At 58.6% G+C, this 17,563-nt stretch carries 18 protein-coding genes; 10 read left to right on the top strand and 8 right to left on the bottom strand.

Features of this window, described 5'->3' with window-relative positions; all coding sequences use genetic code 11:
* On the top strand, positions 1–464 hold a 464-nt coding region (locus tag V7665_RS10985; protein ID WP_335664583.1), incomplete at its 5' end, for a BRCT domain-containing protein.
* A gap of 35 nt (positions 465–499) precedes the next feature.
* A complete protein-coding gene (locus tag V7665_RS10990) occupies positions 500–1,342 on the top strand; it encodes an alpha/beta hydrolase (protein ID WP_335664584.1) in 843 nt (280 codons plus the stop codon).
* A gap of 271 nt (positions 1,343–1,613) precedes the next feature.
* On the opposite strand, the gene V7665_RS10995 is transcribed toward V7665_RS10990, so the two are convergent.
* The 3 genes from V7665_RS10995 to V7665_RS11005 all read right to left on the bottom strand — a co-directional run bounded on the left by V7665_RS10995 (position 1,614) and on the right by V7665_RS11005 (position 4,441).
* The gene (locus V7665_RS10995; RefSeq protein ID WP_335664585.1) at positions 1,614–2,600 is read right to left on the bottom strand and encodes a hypothetical protein; all 987 of its coding nucleotides are present in this window, start codon (positions 2,598–2,600) and stop codon (positions 1,614–1,616) included.
* Positions 2,601–2,773: 173 nt separating this feature from the next.
* On the bottom strand, positions 2,774–3,334 hold the full coding sequence (locus V7665_RS11000) for an HD domain-containing protein (RefSeq protein WP_335664586.1): 561 nt from the start codon (positions 3,332–3,334) through the stop codon (positions 2,774–2,776).
* Between the two features lie 252 nt (positions 3,335–3,586).
* On the bottom strand, positions 3,587–4,441 hold the full coding sequence (locus V7665_RS11005) for a sterol desaturase family protein (protein WP_335664587.1): 855 nt from the start codon (positions 4,439–4,441) through the stop codon (positions 3,587–3,589).
* Positions 4,442–4,531: 90 nt separating this feature from the next.
* Between V7665_RS11005 and V7665_RS11010 the strand changes: the two genes are divergently transcribed.
* Positions 4,532–5,197, top strand: coding sequence for a Crp/Fnr family transcriptional regulator (locus V7665_RS11010; RefSeq protein WP_335664588.1), 666 nt, complete (start codon positions 4,532–4,534; stop codon positions 5,195–5,197).
* A gap of 4 nt (positions 5,198–5,201) precedes the next feature.
* On the opposite strand, the gene V7665_RS11015 is transcribed toward V7665_RS11010, so the two are convergent.
* Entirely contained in the window at positions 5,202–5,864 is a 663-nt protein-coding gene (locus V7665_RS11015) for a TIGR02117 family protein (RefSeq protein ID WP_335664589.1), read from the bottom strand.
* A 53-nt stretch (positions 5,865–5,917) separates the two neighbouring features.
* On the opposite strand from V7665_RS11015, the gene phhA reads away from it, so the two are divergent.
* A complete protein-coding gene (phhA, locus tag V7665_RS11020; protein ID WP_335664590.1) occupies positions 5,918–6,814 on the top strand; it encodes a phenylalanine 4-monooxygenase in 897 nt (298 codons plus the stop codon).
* 130 nt (positions 6,815–6,944) lie between these two features.
* Here the strand turns inward: phhA and V7665_RS11025 are convergent, their stop codons facing one another.
* Together V7665_RS11025 and V7665_RS11030 are read right to left on the bottom strand one after the other, a co-directional pair.
* Complete coding sequence (locus tag V7665_RS11025; RefSeq protein WP_335664591.1) at positions 6,945–7,928, bottom strand: 50S ribosomal protein L11 methyltransferase; 984 nt, start codon at positions 7,926–7,928, stop codon at positions 6,945–6,947.
* Positions 7,929–7,940: 12 nt separating this feature from the next.
* Positions 7,941–9,821 carry an ABC-F family ATP-binding cassette domain-containing protein gene (locus tag V7665_RS11030; protein WP_335664592.1) on the bottom strand — a complete coding sequence of 627 codons (1,881 nt, stop codon included), beginning with the start codon at positions 9,819–9,821 and terminating at the stop codon, positions 7,941–7,943.
* Between the two features lie 163 nt (positions 9,822–9,984).
* Between V7665_RS11030 and V7665_RS11035 the strand changes: the two genes are divergently transcribed.
* A complete protein-coding gene (locus V7665_RS11035) occupies positions 9,985–11,616 on the top strand; it encodes a M28 family metallopeptidase (protein ID WP_335664599.1) in 1,632 nt (543 codons plus the stop codon).
* A 131-nt stretch (positions 11,617–11,747) separates the two neighbouring features.
* Complete coding sequence (locus tag V7665_RS11040) at positions 11,748–13,040, top strand: MgtC/SapB family protein (protein WP_335664600.1); 1,293 nt, start codon at positions 11,748–11,750, stop codon at positions 13,038–13,040.
* 15 nt (positions 13,041–13,055) lie between these two features.
* Here V7665_RS11040 and V7665_RS11045 read toward each other — a convergent pair whose 3' ends face one another.
* Both V7665_RS11045 and V7665_RS11050 read right to left on the bottom strand, forming a co-directional pair.
* Positions 13,056–13,736, bottom strand: coding sequence for a spermidine synthase (locus V7665_RS11045; protein ID WP_335664593.1), 681 nt, complete (start codon positions 13,734–13,736; stop codon positions 13,056–13,058).
* A complete protein-coding gene (locus tag V7665_RS11050; protein WP_335664594.1) occupies positions 13,733–14,446 on the bottom strand; it encodes an SDR family NAD(P)-dependent oxidoreductase in 714 nt (237 codons plus the stop codon). Before V7665_RS11050 ends, V7665_RS11045 begins: the two co-directional genes overlap by 4 nt.
* A 201-nt stretch (positions 14,447–14,647) precedes the next feature.
* Between V7665_RS11050 and sdhC the strand changes: the two genes are divergently transcribed.
* The 4 genes from sdhC to V7665_RS11070 all read left to right on the top strand — a co-directional run.
* Positions 14,648–15,061, top strand: a complete 414-nt coding sequence (gene sdhC / locus V7665_RS11055; RefSeq protein WP_335664595.1) for a succinate dehydrogenase, cytochrome b556 subunit — start codon at positions 14,648–14,650, stop codon at positions 15,059–15,061.
* A gap of 15 nt (positions 15,062–15,076) precedes the next feature.
* Positions 15,077–15,466: a succinate dehydrogenase, hydrophobic membrane anchor protein gene (gene sdhD, locus V7665_RS11060; RefSeq protein WP_335664596.1), complete on the top strand. Its 390-nt coding sequence runs from the start codon at positions 15,077–15,079 to the stop codon at positions 15,464–15,466.
* Entirely contained in the window at positions 15,463–17,283 is a 1,821-nt protein-coding gene (sdhA, locus tag V7665_RS11065) for a succinate dehydrogenase flavoprotein subunit (protein WP_335664597.1), read from the top strand. Before sdhD ends, sdhA begins: the two co-directional genes overlap by 4 nt.
* Positions 17,284–17,286: 3 nt before the next feature.
* Positions 17,287–17,563, top strand: a 277-nt coding sequence (locus tag V7665_RS11070; RefSeq protein WP_335664598.1) for a hypothetical protein, incomplete at its 3' end; no start/stop codon positions are given.

Genomic DNA, 17,563 nt, shown 5'->3' on the forward strand with positions numbered 1-17,563 from the left:
GTGAGGCGGAGACGGGTGTCTCGACTTCGCTCGACACGAACGGATCAGAACTCGACACCAATGAAGCGGGTGATGCTGCCTGGGCGGAAATCACCTCGATTGACGGCGTTGGTCCTGCCGTGGCGCAGGCGCTGGCCGATTTCTTTCACGAACCCCATAATCGTGCGGTCTGGGACGATCTGCTGAGCGAAGTCTCGCCGCCGGATTATGTCGTCGAAACGCGGGACAGCGCGGTGAGCGGCAAGACCATTGTCTTCACCGGCAAACTGGAAACCATGAGCCGCGATGAAGCCAAGGCGCAGGCCGAGGCTCTGGGCGCCAAGGCTTCCGGTTCGGTCAGTGCGAAAACCGATCTGGTGGTGGCCGGGCCGGGCGCGGGGTCGAAGGCGAAGAAGGCGGCGGAACTGGGTGTCGAGGTTATTGACGAGGCGGCCTGGGCCGAGATTGTGAAGGCTGCTGGGTAATGAAAGGAAAGCAGTTGAAATTTCTGGCGATAATTATGGCCTTTTTAATAGCGGGCCTTTCCCCGCTGCAGGCACAAGCGATCATCGCGTCCGAGCCGCTGACTATCGGAACATCCTATTCGGTGTCGACCCATGAGGCTGAACGGCGCATCCATGTCGTGCTGCCACCCGATTATGAGAAGAGCGATCAGACCTATCCCATCCTGATCATGCTGGATGCAGGGCTGAACCAGGATTTCTTCCTGACCCTGGGCATGGAGCGCTGGAACCAGCTCTGGCAGCGCAGCGCGCCGGTCATCTTTGTCGGCGTCGAAACCGTCGATCGCCAGCGGGAATTGCTTCCGCCGACCGGGGCAAAGGCCGAACAGGAACGCTATCCCACGGCGGGGGAGAGCGCGGCCTTTCGCCAGTGGCTGGCGGCGTCGATCCTGCCCCTGCTGAGGGAAAAATATCGGGACGACGGTCGCGCCTTTCTGGCAGGCGAGAGCGCAGCAGGGCATTTTGTCGCCGAAACCTGGGCGATCGCGCCGGAATTGTTCGATGGCTATGCGGCCCTGTCGCCGAGCCTGCAATGGAACGGTCAGGCTCTGTCGCACAGCCTGGCTGCCATGAAGCGGCAAGATCGTCCGCCGCTGTTTATCTCGCTGGCAGATGAAGGCGGGGATACCGAGGAGGGTGTGCTGCGCCTTGTCGAAAATGCCGGGCCGAACCTGTGCTTTGCCGACCGGCGCACGGACCTGGCCCATGCCAATACGCTGCACGGCCTGCTGCCCGAGGCGCTGCAATATCTGCTGCCGACGGAGGCTGACTGGCTGGAGGAATATGGTCTGACGCTGAAGTGCAGCGAGGCACCGAGCGACCAGGTCGTCCACCACTGAAAATCCTCCCCGGCACGGGGAGGGGGACCGCGCGAAGCGTGGTAGAGGGGGTACGTCTGGGCGCGGCGCCAGGGCCATCGCCCCCTCCCTCAGCCACCTTCGCCAAGGCTGCGGCGGCTGCCACCTCCCCGCAAGCGGGGAGGATCTGTTCCATCTCGAACTACAGCTGAGAACGCCGTTCGTCCTGAGCTTGTCGTAGGGCGGCTAAGGACGACAGGCGTCATGCGACAGGCTCAGGACTAGTGGTTTTCTCTCAATATTCGTAAGTCAGTCACCGGTCGATGCGCTCGGGGTTTTTCAATCCTTCGCTCATCGTGTGGATCATCGCGGAGCGTTGCAGCGATGCCTTCACATTGGCTGGCACCTTGTACAGTCCGCGCAAAAGCAGCAAATCTCCGCCGCTCAGCGAGGTGGGTCTCAGTGACTTGTCCTCGGTTTCCGAAAATAGCGACAATATGGACCCGTCCGGCACCTCTATATCGCTGCCCACCTGAATATCGATCAGGGACACCATGGCGGCATAGTCAGCCAGTTGCGCAGCGGAAACACCTTGCAAAGCCTTGCTGTCAATCAACAGATAGGAATAGCCGATACCTTCCACCGTCGATCGCGAAATTTTGGACTTAACTTGCGTCACTTGGCCGTTGACCGCTGCTCCACCGAGCGCCGCTCCTCCACCGGAGCCATTTGCGTCAGCCATAAATGTCAAACTGCCAGCATTGGCACTATGTCGGGAGTCGCTACCGAGTGTCTGAGTTGCCTTCCAACTATAAACCGGTCCGCCACTTTGCTCGATTTTGTCTCTTTCCCGGTCAGTGAGTGATCCAAAGAGGCGGTTCTTCTTGCTGCGCAATAGCTTGATCTCAGAACCACCATCTTCCACCACAGCCACGAAAATATTGGGCCTGCAATCTTCCTTTGCTACTTCTATTTCAGCCATTTCGGCGATTGCGCGGATTCGATCCTCGATCGCCTTGCTTTGCCGTTCAGCCAAGCCGGCAACGGAAGGGCAAACGGGTTGAGCGAAACGGGCATATTGCCCATTGTTCCTGCCGCCTCCGGAAACCCGAAAATGATTGATGATCAAATTCTGAAACTCGGCCATTCGCTTTTTCTGACCGGTGACAACAATTTCATCCTCCTGGGACGCTGATTGTTGTGCTTCTTGCGTGGCTTTTGCAGGATCCATTGTCACAACAACAGATACAGTAAAAATCATCATAAAGATAATATGCCAGGATTGAATTAAATGCTGCATAGTTGACAGATACTGGAAAATTTTATTCCAGTCAAATTACTGAGATTGCCGTTATGCAACGTCGGCGACTGTCCTCCTCAGGCCTCCGCCGCCGAGATGGTCCGTTCGACCAGCCACATCACCGGCGACAGCCATTTGATCTGATGCTGTTTCCGAGGGAGCGGACTGTTTTTCTATCCGACGGCTGTTGGGTTGTCGTGGAATATCCTGCGCATCAGGGGTTCAAAACTTTCCAGTGAATCCACTTCGAAGTCGGGATCAAAGGCAGGTGCATCCCATTCATCGACGAGTTTAACCGCAAGGTCATACCATGGTTCATCGACCCATTTTTGTCTGAGATCGGTTGGTGCGCCCATATAATGGTAATAATGTTCGCCCTGAAAAGCCTGGTGGTTCCGGATCACGTGATAGCTGTCATCGCTGATATAAGGCCGCATCAATTCGGCGGCAATCGGACCGTGATTGGGAACGTTGATCGCTTTGGCAATGTCATGACAAAGCGCGATAACGATTTCCTCATCGCTCGCTCCCGCCCTGCGGGCAAGCGTTCCTGTCATCAGGGAATGTTGCAGCTGATCACAGGCAAATCCGAGCGTGTGTTGCTCAAGCGATTTCAACATGTCGATAAAACGATCCGCGGTATTCTTGAATTCCTCTTTGTGGGCCGCGCCGATAATCTTCCAGTCTTCGAGTGTGCCATCCTGCATTTTGGTAAAAGTCGCCTGAGCGGTCATATCGGTATTTCCTTCAATCTTTGATAGCATGTATCGAACCTTATAATTTATCGGCACGACAAGTCCATAGGCCAGCGTCCACAGATATATCCCAAGCCGATGTCGCGTTCGATGCCGGTCGGCAAAGACCCGAATTGCAACATCGCCATTCCAGCGCGTCGCGTGGCTCTGTAACATGACTGGTTGGGGGGTGAAGTCAGGCGGTCGCTCTTGCGCTACACGAGCGACCGCCAGCCCTCTCTCCCAAGCTCTTCAAATTTTGGCCGCCGCTTCCATCGCCGCCAGTTCTTTCACGCCATGGCCGCCTTGCTTGTTCTCCGGAAAGATCGGCCAGGCCAGTTGCTGGCCCAATGTGGCCGGGGCGAGATTCTCGACGCCGTAGCTTTCGGGATAGCGGCGGGTGATCTTGGCGGTGCCGAACAGGACGTCCCAGAAGAATAATAGATTGCCGAAATTGCCTTTGTAATGGGTGACGCCATCGCTCTTGTGGCGGCCGTGATGGGCGTGATGGGTGGCGGGGGTCGAGATGGTGCGTTCGACCAGCCACATGATGGGTGACAGCCATTTGATCTTGTACAGCGGCTCGTCCCAGGCGACATCGCTGTGCGCGCCGACGATCACCGCCATCTTGACGATTATGTAGCCGACATAGACCCAGCCGAGACCGAGATAGATCAAGGCGCCGGAGAACCAGATGCTCGGCATGGTCAGATAATAGAAGATATTGTTCCGGTAGACGAGGCGGACGCTCATATATTTCGCATTATGGTGCGAGCGGTGCAGATTGTAGAGAAACGGCACGCTGTGCGACAGCCGGTGCCAGAAATATTGCATCATGTCGTCAAAGACCAGGAACAGGGCAATGGCGGCGATCAGCGGGATATTGGCGAGCGCGCCGGCCCATTGCGGTGCCGCTGCTCCGAGAATATATTGGGAGGCGATGATGATCGCGGGCTGGGTGATGACCAGCAGCACGAACGAGCCGATGATCTCGACCAGCGCGTCGTCGCGGGTCTGTTCCGGTTTGCTGAACAGGCGGGTGCGGAAAAATTCCAGCAGTCCGAAGACCAGGAATATTCCGGTGATTGCTAGAAGCTCAGGCCGCATATTGTCTCTCCCAGAGGATGGCTTGCAGATAGTCCCTAGCTTATGTAGTCCTCGACAAATGCAAACATGTTTCCATTCTCAGGATTTGGCATGAACGGCCCGGCGCCGATGGCGGCGACCGGCTTTGTCATGGCGCTTCCCGGCCCGGTGCGCCGCGACTTGCTGGCGCGCGGGCAGGCGCGGTCTTTTAGCAAGGGCCAGATCATCCAGCAACGCGGCGATGTGGCCAAGGAATTCTGGTATATCGAAAGCGGAGCTGTGCAGATCGGGCGCTATGGCATTGACGGGCGCCTGATCCTGTTTGCCATGCTCGGCGCCGGTGACACATTTGGCGAACTGGCCTTCATGGGAGAATTTTCCCGCGCGGTGGACGCGATTGCGGGCAGCGATTGCATATTGATCCGGATCGGTGACCGCGAGCTGCAGAGCCTGATGGACGCCGATCCGGCGGTCACGCGATTGCTGCTCAAGACCATGGCGCTGACCGTGCAGGAATCGTTCAACCTGATCGAAGCCAGTCGCAACCTGTCGGTGCCGCAAAGGCTGGCGCAGGCGCTGCTCAAGCTTTGCGGCGATCAGCCAGACGGGGCTGAGATCATGGTCACCCAGCAGGATCTGGCCGATCTGGTCGGCGTGTCGCGGGTATCACTGGGCAAGGCTCTGGGCAGGTTGCAGGCGGCAGGGATGATCGAGCCGGGCTATGGATTTGTGACGATCCGTGATGGAGCGGCCCTGCAAAAATTTATAGCCGACTAGGCGCTCATTCCGGGCTTTCCGGCAACCAGCGCATCACGCCGCCCTGAAACGGGGTCCACAGACCAGTGCGAATGCCTGCCTGTTGCAGGACATCGCTGGTCCAGTTGTTGCAGGTGTAGAAGGCATCATAATGACCGCGCGACTGGTAGAACAGGTCATCATCGCCATAGCCCGGTGACGGTTGCGAGCGGTAATGATCGTCGAGCACGAAGCGCGCTTCGATCGCCGCCGCGATTTTCCGATATTCCGCTTCGCTGACGATCAGGCGGCGGCGGTAATAGGGATAAGCCTGTGGATATGTCAGGTGATAGACGTGGATAAGTACGTCGTCGCTGCCAAAAATCGCGCTGATCGCGTCGCGTGCCCGCAGGTCCTGCCACTCGCGGGTGTGGCGATAGACGCCCTCATGGCCCCAGCCGACCAGGATATGGCTGCCGTACAGCGACGGATCGGTCAGATGCTCGGGCCGGATCAGCGGCGTCCAGTCGTGGACATCGCTCCAGATCGGCATGATGATGCCGGTGTGCAGGCCATTGGTTTCGATGAACAATTCGATTCCCTCTTCGGGGTTTTGCCAGTGCTGGTTGGCGGGCAGCAGACTGCCGGCGAGCGCGGCCAGCAGATAGAGGGCGATCACCGTGCCCAGCGCAAAGACGCCGCGTTTCAACCATTTAAGCGCCGTAGTTGCCATTGAAACCTTTTCTGCTGTAAGATGCCGCCATGCTCAACAGCCCCGAAACCGAAACCCATGTCTATGACAAGCCGCCAGCGCACGCAAATGCGGACTGGACGATTGATCAGGACTGGCAGGCCTATTCCGCAGAAGATCATGAGACGTGGGATATATTGTTCGCGCGCCAGCAGAAAATGCTGCCGGGCCGGGCGGCGCAGGCGTTTCTCGACGGCATTGATATATTGAAACTGTCGCAGCCCGGCATTCCGGATTTCAAGGAACTCAACCGGATATTGATGGATGCCACCGGATGGCAGGTCGTCGCAGTGCCGGGGCTGGTGCCGGACGATGTGTTTTTCGACCATCTCGCCAACCGGCGTTTCGTGTCGGGCAATTTCATTCGGCGGCGGGACCAGCTGGATTATCTGCAGGAACCGGACATTTTCCACGATGTCTTCGGCCATGTGCCGATGCTCGCGGACCAGAGGTTCGGGGATTATATGGCGGCCTATGGGCGCGGCGGGTTACGGGCGCTGAAATTCGGCACGCTGAAACAGCTGGCGCGGCTTTACTGGTATACGGTGGAATTTGGCCTGATCCAGGAAGCCGACGGCCTGCGCATATATGGCGCGGGCATTGTCTCCAGCTATGGCGAGAGCGTCTTTGCGCTCGATGATCCCAGCCCCAACCGCATATTGTTCGATCTCGAGCGGGTGCTCCGCACCGAGTACCGGATCGACGATTATCAGCAGAATTATTTTGTCATCCCCAGTCTCGACGAGCTGCTGCGGGTGACGGTGGAGACGGATTTTAAACCCGTCTATGACCGGATTGCCGCGCTGCCCGACATCAAGATCGCGGAAATCGTTCAGGGTGATGTGGTGCTGACCGAGGGAACGCAGGATTATGCGCGTTCCAAAGCTGGAGAAGCTACGGTCGTTTGAGAGTTTGTGTACCTGCGTAGGCAGGTACCCATCTCCCGGGATTGCGTTTAAACGGACTGGTCCTGGATGGACCGCTCGGCTTTAGAAAGCTTCCCCGAAGCTTTCGTCGCCTGCGCCATGCGCAGGGGCACTAGCACTCCCCGAAATAATCCGACGCCAGCGGTGATTTTTTGCGGTGCGGTTTGCGGACCCAGCCGTATTTTTTCGATTTGACCAAAGTCAGGCAGGGCCATTCATTGTCGAGACGGGAATGTTTCAGGCGAAATCCCTCGCGGACATAGGCGCGCACCACTTCGGCTTTCTGGCGGCTCAGCAATCCGGCGAGCAGCAGCACGGTTCCGGCGCCTGACGCGGCGGCGATTTGCGGGGCGAGCGCGACCAGCGGGCCGGCCAGGATGTTGGCGATGATCAGGTCGAACGGCGCGCGCTGTTTGAGCGCCGGATGGTCGAGGCCATTGCTCTGGACCAGCCGGATCTGGCTGCGGCCATTGCCCAGCCCGATGGCATTCAGCTGCGCATTGGATTCGGTCACATCGACCGCAACCGGATCGATATCGCTGGCGATGATTTTTGCGTCGCGCCACAGATGATGGGCGGCAAAGGCGAGCAGGCCGGTGCCGGTGCCGACATCGGCAATATTACGGAACCGGTGACCGGAACGCCTGAGCTGGTCGAGGCTTTGCAGACAGCCCATTGTCGTTTCATGATGGCCGGTACCAAAGGCGCGGCCGGCATCGATACAGATATTGGTCAACCCTGGATTGTCGGATGGCTGGTCGCTCGACGTATGGACATGGAAGCGGCCGGCCCGCAGCGGCTCGAGGCCCTGCTGGCTGAGTGTCACCCAATCCTCGTTCGGCAGCCGTTCGATGCTGGGCTGGATAGCGGCGTCCCGGGCCGATGGGGACAGGAGCAGAAGATTGCCGATCAGTTCCGGATCAGGCTCTTCCTCGCAATAGACATCGATCATCCATTCATCGGGACGCTTGGCATCCATTTCGCTGGCAACGATGGTCGGCGTCGTATCGGCGGAGCTGACGAACAGATTATCCGCCGCCAGCGCCTGCGCCTCGGCCCTTGTGCAGGGGATCGAGACCTTCCAGGTTTCGCTCATCGGTGGCGCCGCTCAGGCATTGACATTTTCCTGTTCGAGCTTGTCGCTGGCTTCCATCCACCGGGCTTCGGCCTTATCAAGCTTGTCCTGGGTTTCCGCGCGCAGCTTCATCAACTCGGTCATCGACAGGTCGGCATGTTTCGGTTCTGCGGTGGCAGGGTCGAACATCGCGCGGTCAATGGCGGAGACTTCCTCGCCCAGGACTTTCATTTCCTTGTCGGCGGCGGTGACGGTCTTGCGCAAGTCCCCTTGCTGTTTGCGCCGTTCGGCCGCTGCGCGGCGTTCTTCCTTGCGGTTGCCGCCGCTGGCTTTGCCGCCCGATGATCCGGGCTGATTCTTGCCGAGAACGAAATCGGTATAGTCCTTGAGCGTCCCGGAAAATTCTTCGGCCTTGCCGCTATCGACCATCACCAGCCGATCGGCGGTCAGTTCGAGCATATGGCGATCATGGCTGACCAGGATGACGGCGCCGCTATATTCGTTAAGCGCGTGCACCAGCGCTTCGCGGGCGTCGACGTCGAGATGGTTTGTTGGCTCATCGAGGATCAGCAGATGCGGGGCATCGCGGGTGATCATCGCCAGTGCCAGACGGGCGCGTTCGCCACCGGATAGCTTGCCGACCAATATCGTCGCCTTGTCGCCGGAAAAGCCGAAACGGCCGAGCTGTGCGCGGACCGCACCTGGCGCAGCGCCCTTCATCAGCCGGGTCATATGCTCCAGCGGCGTGTCCGAGGTATCCAGTTCCTCGACCTGATATTGGGTGAAATAGCCGACGGTCAGCTTGCCCGACTTGTTGATCGAACCCTGTTTCGGCTCGAGCTGGCTGGCCAGCAACCGGGCCAGCGTGGTCTTGCCATTGCCGTTGCGGCCGAGCAGCGCGGTCCGGTCGTCGGGGTCGAGCCGCATGTTGAGGCCGGAGAGGATGATATTGTCGCCGTAGCCGACGGACGCGTCATCCAGCGTGATCAGCGGCGGTTTCAGTTCCGCCGGGCTGGGAAAATGAAAGCTCAGCGAGGGATCGTCAATCGCTTCAGCAATCGGCTGCATGCGAGCGAGCGCCTTGACCCGGCTCTGCGCCTGCTTCGCGCTATGCGCCTTGGCGCCCCAGCGGGTAACGTAGGATTGCAGCTTGTCGCGCTGGGCAATCTGCTTTTCGCGCGAGGAAGCGAGCTGCGCCTGCCGCTCGGCCCGCTGTTTCTCGAACGCATCATAGCCGCCGGGATAGAGGGTGGTGGTGCCGTGCTGCAGATGCAGAATATGATCGACCACATTGTTGAGCAAGTCGCGCTCGTGGCTGATCACCAATATCGTCGCCTGATAGCTGGTCAGGAAATTCTCCAGCCACAGCGTCGCTTCGAGGTCGAGGTGGTTTGATGGCTCGTCGAGCAGCAGGACTTCCGGCTGCGAGAACAATAGCGCTGCCAAAGCCACCCGCATCCGCCAGCCACCGGAGAAACTGTCCATCGGCTGTTGCTGGGCCGCTTCGTCAAAGCCAAGGCCGATCAGGATCTTCGCCGCGCGCGCCGGAGCGCTATGCGCCTCGATCATGTTCAACCGTTCGTGGATTTCGCCAATCCGGTGCGGGTCGGCGGCGAACTCTGCTTCTGCCAACAGCGATGCCCGTTCGACATCAGCCGCGAGCACGGTGTCCAGCGGGCTGTCCTGTCCGGCAGGCGCTTCCTGGGCAATATAGCCGAGCCGGGCGTCCTTGGGCATGTCGACGCTGCCGTCATCGGGCTCGAGCATTCCGGCGATAACCTTCATCAAGGTCGATTTGCCTGCGCCATTGCGGCCGATCATGCCGACGCGCGCGCCGGGGGGCAGCGCTGCGGTCGCGCCGTCGAGAATCACAGTGCCGCCGAGGCGCACGGTTATATTACTGAAATTAAGCATGGGGAGCCGTTAGCGGAGCCTGCGCATTAGTGCAAAAGATAGCGTAAAAAACTTCATGTGCAAATGCAGGCTGATAGACTAATATTGCCGACAATATTGATTTTTCAGGAGTTTTGCTTTGTTATCAGGTCGCACCATCGCCTTGCTGTCCGCCGCCGCCATGATGTCTAGCGCGCCGGCCCTCGCCCAATCCGCTGATCAGGCGATCGATATCAGCGCCGAAAAAATCACCCAGACGGTCAGAACCATGACCCTGGACCAATTTGAAGGGCGTGCGCCGGGAACCGCCGGCGAAGACAGAACAATCGGATATCTGATCGGGCGATTCGAGGCGCTGGGTCTGGAACCCGGCGGTGTTGACGGCAGCTGGACGCAGCCAGTGCCGTTGTTGCACACGGCATTGGGCAAGCCGGAAACGCTCAATTTCTCGAACAAGGGCAAAAGCACGGCGCTGAATGCCGGCAAAGATATTTATGTGTCGACCTTGCAGCCCAGGGACCGGGCGGTGGTCGACAATGCGGAAATGGTCTTTGTCGGTTACGGCGTGACCGCGCCCGAAAGGGGATGGGATGATTTCAAGGACGTCGATCTGAAGGGCAAGGTTGCGGTCTTTCTGGTCAATGATCCTGATTTTGCCGCCGCTGCCAATGAGACCGTGGCTGGTACATTTGGCGGCCGGGCGATGACCTACTACGGCCGCTGGACCTACAAGTTTGAAGAAGCATCGCGGCGCGGCGCGGTGGCGGCGCTGATCATTCATGAAACCGAAGCGGCGGGCTATGGCTGGAGTGTCGTTGAAAGCCCGCAGGGTGAAAATTACGGCATTGCCAAGCCAGACGGTGAAATGACCAGTCTGGCTTTGCAAGGATGGATCAGCGGTGAGACTGCCAAGACATTATTCGACAACGCCGGACTGGATCTTGCAAGTTTGCGGGTTGCAGCGAGGACCAAGGATTTCAAACCGGTGCCGATCGGGGCAAGTTTCTCCGCCAGCTATCCGGTGACCCAGGAAGTGGTGAAAAGCCAGAATGTATTTGGCAAGATTACCGGCAAGTCGCGGCCCGATGAAACGATCATCTATGGTGCGCATTGGGATGCCTATGGCGAGGGACCGCCCGACAAGGATGGCAAAATCTATCGCGCCGGTGCCAATGATGATGCGCTTGGCATTGCCGGGATCATGGAGATCGCGCGCAAATTCAAATCCATGCCGCAGCCTGAGCGGACGATTGTGATCGCCGCATGGAGCGCAGAAGAGCGCGGACTGCTCGGCTCCGAAGTCTATGCCCAGGCGCCGATCTATCCGGTCGAAACAACCGTCGCCAATCTGGCGATCGATGTCCTGCAAACCGCCGGCAAGGCGAAGGATGTCATATTGGTTGGCAAGGGGCAGGGGACATTGGAAGACGATCTGGCAAGATTTGCCAAATTGCAGGGGCGTGTGGTTACCGAAGAAAGCCTGCCCGAACGCGGTCTGTTCTTCCGCGCCGACCATTTCTCTCTCGCCAAACGCGGCGTACCGGTGCTGCTGATGATGAGCCTGGCTGGCGCGTCCGATCTGGTGGAGGGTGGCAAGCCAGCTGGTCAAAAGTGGATCGATGACTATACCGGCAATTGCTATCACGCGGCCTGCGATGCCTGGTCGCCGGATTGGGACCTGACCGGGGCGGTGCAGGATATCAATGTGATGTTCGATATCGGCAACAGCTTTGCCTATTCGGACAAATGGCCGGAATGGAAAGATGGTTCCGAATTCAAGAAAATACGCGATGCGAGCGCTGAAGCCCGGCGGTAATAGGGACTTTGACCCGGTTTGTGGGCCAGCTTATGGGGCATTACGTATAGGTTATCGCCATCACTACTCTAACTGACGTCGGCTAGAATAGTGATGGACACCGGAATGCACGACAGGACATTATATTGGCAATGCTGACGGATTTCTCTGGCGACTGGCTGATTTACCGCGACCTTGCGATCGCCCTGGCCGCGGGCTTGCTGATCGGGGTGGAACGCGGATGGACGATGCGCAACCAGCACCGGGGCGCGCGGGTTGCCGGGATTCGTACATTTGGTCTGATCGCCGGCCTGGGCGGTCTGGTGGCGTTGATTGCGCAAAGCCTCAGCCTGGTCATCGCCGCCATCTTGCTCACTGCTGTGGTCACCATGTTGTCGGTCAGCCATTTCAAGGCAATCCATGATCCGGACGGCCGGAGCATCACCAATTTCGTGGTCTCTTTGTTGACGCTCTGTCTCGGTCTGCTGGCGGGGAGCGACTATCCGGCGGTGGCGATGGCGGGTGCGGCGATTGTGACCGGGCTGCTGTCGATGCGATCCGAACTCCATGGACTGATGCGCAAACTGGGGCCGGTCGATATTAACGTGATGATGCGGTTTGCGCTCATCGCCCTTGCCGTGCTGCCATTTCTTCCGGACCGCGATTTCGGGCCTTATGATGCGTTCAACCTGCAACAATTATGGTTTGTCGTCATCCTGGTGACCGGCCTGTCCTTTGCCGGCTATGTCGCCAACCGGATATTTGGCGAGGCCCACGGAACGGTCGTCACGGCGGTGATTGGCGGCGCTTATAGTTCGACTGCGGTAACCGCATCGCTGGCCCAGAGATTGCGCAGGGAAGAAAGCAATATACGGACATTGTCGGCCGGTATCGCGCTGGCATCTTCGGTGATGTATGTCCGGGTGCTGTTGCTGACTTTTGTACTCGCGAACTTTGCCGTCATTCCGCTGGCGATGATCCTTGCGCCAGCCGCGCTGGTCGCCGCGATCATCGGTTTGCTGCTGCTGCGCCGGAGTGGGGCTGCCACGACAGACGAGAGCGTGAAAACGCGCAACCCCATCCGCTTGCTGCCGGCTTTCTTCTTTGCCCTGACGGTTGCGGCCATGTCATTGGCGGCGCGCTGGGCGGAAGCCAAATTCGGAAGCAGCGGGATCGCCTATCTGGTATTGATCATGGGGTCGCTGGACGTCGACGCGGCAATCATAACTCTCGGCGCCCTGCCGACGGACACAATATTGTCCAACCTTGCCGGTTTTGTGCTGGCGATGACGGTATTGGCCAATATGATTTTCAAGGCTGGCGTGGCGGGCTTCACCGGTGGCTGGAAAAATGGCCGGTCGGCGGTAGCGGCATTGCTGGCGAGCAGTATCGTGCTGGCGATCGCCGGATTATGGAGTTTCGTGGCGCTCGATATCCGTTTCTGACGGGCCTGCTTGCGACTAGCCTTTCGTTGCCAGCCAGATCGTGTGTTTGGCGCCTTTGCCATTGCTGCGCGCCGGGACGGTTTTTACATCAACCGCGAAGCCGGATTTGTGCAGGCGCGAGGTGAATCTTGAATCGCCCTCGCTCGACCAGACCGCCAATATGCCGTTGGAACGCAGCGCCTTCTTGGCCGCAGCCAGGCCCGTCATGCTGTAAAGCCGGTCATTGGCTTCATGGGTCAGGCCATCCGGACCATTGTCGACATCGAGCAAAATGGCATCATGGTCGCGGTCTGCCTTGCCTATGACATCGCAGACGTCGCCGACCGTGACGGTCACGCGGCTATCGTCGAGACATTTCTGCGATAGCGCCGCCATTGGCTCGCGGGCCCATTGGACGATGGCGGGAATCAGCTCAACCACTTCAACATGCGCCTGCGGCGGCAAAGCCGACAGGGCCGCGCGCAAGGTAAATCCCATGCCGTAGCCGCCGATCAAAATGCGGGGATTTTTAACCGCCAGGCGCTCGCAGCTGAGGGTGGCCAGCGCCTCTTCCGATCCGCTGAGCCGGCTGTTCATCAGTTCGATGCGTCCCAGCATGATCGAATATTCGTCCGCGCCCTTGAGTTCGCGGCGGAACAGGCGCAATTCGCCGCCGCCAGGGATGGGGGCGCTATCCAGCAGTTCGCGGGCGATCATCTGACGAAACTGGCGCCATTGGCGTCGAGTACCGCGCCGGTCATGCTGGCCGGCGCCTCGAGCGCGCAATAGCGGGCGATCGAGGCGATTTCCTCTGGCTGGGCGACCCGGCCGAGCGGAATGTCGGCGAGCAATTTGTCACCGCCGCGGCTGGCCAGATAATCTTCCGCCATGCCGGTCATGGTGAAGCCGGGACAGATGGCAAAGGCCAAAATCTCGTCCCTGGCATAGGCTCGCGCAATCGTCTTGGTCATCGCCACCATGCCGGCTTTCGACGCGGCATAATGCCAGTGATCGGGACTGTCCCCGCGATAGGCGGCGCGGCTGGCGATATTGACGATGCGGCCAGGCTGATGGCGCTGCTGAAAATGCAGCACAGCGAGGCGGCACAATTCGGCGGAAGCCGTCAGGTTTATCGTCATGGTCCGGTTCCAGCTTTCCAGCCAGTCATCGGCGGCGAGCGGATTGGGTTCGAACAGGCCGGCATTGTTGATCAGCACATCGATCCGCCCGTCAAGCCGGTCGAGTGCCTGTTGCCATAGGGCGGATGCTGCGCCAGCTTGCGAAAAATCGGCAGCGATCAGGCCGTCTTCTCCGGATGTGCTCTGACCAACGACCGCGATCATGTCCTGATCCAGTGATTCGAATATCGCCTTGCCAATGCCGCGGCTGGCTCCGGTCACCAATATATGTATCTTTGCTTTGCTCATGTCTGATTGACTAGAACGACAATGCGCGCGCGTCCATGGATGATGCAAATTTCATGAATTGCATCACCACCGCACAAGTTTGCACGAATAAATTATCCAAATCGAGTGCATCTGGTTTGCATGATACGTGGTTTTCGCTAAGGGAATGGTTCGATTCCAAAGACTCCGGCATGTCCCGGGGAGATTGTTCAGGGGAAGACCATGGCCGGCGAATCAGGTTCAGCATCGAACAGACCGCTTTCACCGCATCTGCAAGTGTATAAATGGGGGCCGCATATGCTGGTGTCCATATTGCACCGGGCGACCGGGGACGGCATGGCTCTGGTTGGCGTGCCGCTGCTGGTCTGGTGGCTCTATGCCATTTCCGCCGGTCCGGAGAGCTACGATTATTTCCTCAGCTGGTTCGACTGGTTCTATATCGGTTATATTGTCCTGGTCGGCATGAGCTTCGCCTTTTTCGAGCATATGTATTCCGGGCTGCGCCATTTCGTGATGGATGCCGGCGCCGGCTATGAACTGCAGACCAACAGAATGTGGTCAATCGCCGTGCCTTTGGCAGCGATCATCACCACCGGCGCGATGTGGCTCTACATTGCTTCCAAGAATATTTTATAGGTTAGGAATCGAAACATGGGTTCAGGAACCAATATCGGCCGGGTACGCGGCCTCGGATCGGCGCAAGAAGGCGCGCATCACTGGATAGTGCAGCGGGTGACCGCAGTGAGCAATTTGCTGCTGGTGCTGTGGCTGGTATTCTCGTTGATCCGGCTGCCGCAGTTCGAACATGGATTGATGGTCGAATGGCTGGCCTCGCCATTGGTGGCGGTACCGATGATGTTGATGCTGGTCAGCATCTTCTGGCATTTGCGCATCGGCCTGCAGGTGTTGATCGAGGATTATGTTCCGGATCATGGCGTCAAATTCGGCCTGATCGTCCTGCTTAACTTTTTCGCCATTGGCGGCGCGGCACTGGGTATTTTCTCGGTCGCGAAAATAGCGTTTACCGGAGTGGTAGCATGAAGACCGAAGAATCCACCCAGCCTGCCTACAAGATCATCGATCACACCTATGACGTCGTCGTCGTCGGCGCTGGCGGCTCCGGCCTGCGCGCCACCATGGGGGCAGCGGAATCGGGCCTGAAAACGGCCTGTATCACCAAGGTTTTCCCGACTCGTTCGCACACGGTTGCGGCGCAGGGCGGTATCGCCGCCTCGCTGGGCAACAACACGCCCGATCACTGGCAATGGCATATGTATGACACGGTCAAGGGCTCCGACTGGCTCGGCGACCAGGACGCGATCGAATATCTGGTGCGCGAAGCACCGGAAGCTGTGTACGAACTGGAACATGCCGGCGTGCCCTTCTCGCGCAACGACGACGGCACCATCTATCAGCGTCCGTTCGGCGGCCATATGCAGAATATGGGCGAGGGGCCTCCGGTCCAGCGCACCTGTGCCGCGGCCGACCGGACCGGTCATGCGATGCTGCACGCGCTCTATCAGCAGAGCCTGAAATATGACGCGGATTTCTTCATCGAATATTTCGCCATCGACCTGATCATGGAAGACGGCGAATGCCGGGGCGTGATCGCGCTCTGTCTGGAAGACGGTTCGATTCACCGCTTCCGCAGCCATGCCGTGGTGCTGGCCACCGGCGGTGCCGGACGCTGCTATTTCAGCGCGACTTCCGCCCATACCTGCACCGGTGACGGCGGCGGCATGGTGCTGCGCGCGGGTCTGCCATTGCAGGATATGGAATTTATTCAATTCCACCCGACCGGCATTTACGGCGCCGGCGTGCTGATCACCGAAGGCGCACGCGGCGAGGGCGGTTATCTGACCAACAGCGAAGGCGAGCGTTTCATGGAACGCTATGCGCCAAGCGCCAAGGATCTGGCCAGCCGCGATGTGGTTTCGCGCTGCATGGCCACCGAAATCCGCGAAGGCCGCGGCGTCGGGCCGGAGAAGGATCATATCTATCTCCATCTCGACCATATCGCGCCCGAAGTGCTGGCCGAACGGCTGCCGGGGATCACCGAAACCGGCAAGATTTTCGCTGGCGTCGACCTGACCCGCGAAGCGCTGCCGGTGGTGCCGACGGTCCATTATAATATGGGCGGCATACCCTGCAACTATCATGGCGAAGTGATCAATCCGACCAAGGATGATCCCGACGCGATCGTACCGGGCCTTTACTCGGTCGGCGAAGCAGCCTGCGTTTCCGTGCACGGCGCCAACCGTCTCGGTTCCAACTCGCTGATCGATCTGGTGGTCTTTGGCCGCGCAACCGGTCTGCGGCTCAAGGAGAAGCTGGTACCGAACGCGTCGCACAAGCCGCTGCCGGCCGATTCTGCCGATCTCGCGCTGGAACGTCTCGACCATTTCCGCAATGCCAAGGGTTCGATTCCGACCGCGGAACTGCGCGTGGAAATGCAGAAAACCATGCAGAAGCACGCCGCCGTGTTTCGCGACAACAAGCTGCTCGGCGAAGGCGTTGAAGCAATGGACAAGGTCAATGCCAAGCTCGCCGATATCGGCGTCACCGATCGCTCGCTGATCTGGAATACCGATCTGATCGAGACGCTCGAGCTCGACAATCTGATGAGCCAGGCGATGGTGACGATGAAAAGCGCTGCCAACCGCAAGGAAAGCCGCGGCGCGCACATGCAGGAAGACTATCCCGATCGCGATGACAAGCAATGGATGAAGCACACCACCTCGACCTTTGAAGGCTGGGGCGGCAAGGGCGGCAAGGTCGTGATCGATTATCGCCCGGTCCATGATTATACGCTGACCGACGAAGCGGAATATGTGAAGCCGAAGAAACGGGTTTATTGAGGCGTGAATGCTGAAGATTTTGAAGTTTTTGAGCGGAGTATAGGCATTGCGTCAAAAACGCTTTCGATAGCTGCAATGATTTCAGTTAAGCGCAATTATTTTAGAAAGCTGAAACCCGATCGGTCTCAAATCGGGTGGTCGTATGGCTTTTGTGATAGCTATGCCCAAACAATTGGGCTGGTTGAAGACAATCATTTTATTACGTTCATCTCCTGCATTTTTGAGAATGTCTATGGAAAAAGCGGATTGAAGTATTTTAAAGATGTCGCACTGTTACCTG

The organism is Parasphingorhabdus sp., from assembly GCF_036964675.1.
GTDB lineage: Bacteria > Pseudomonadota > Alphaproteobacteria > Sphingomonadales > Sphingomonadaceae > Parasphingorhabdus.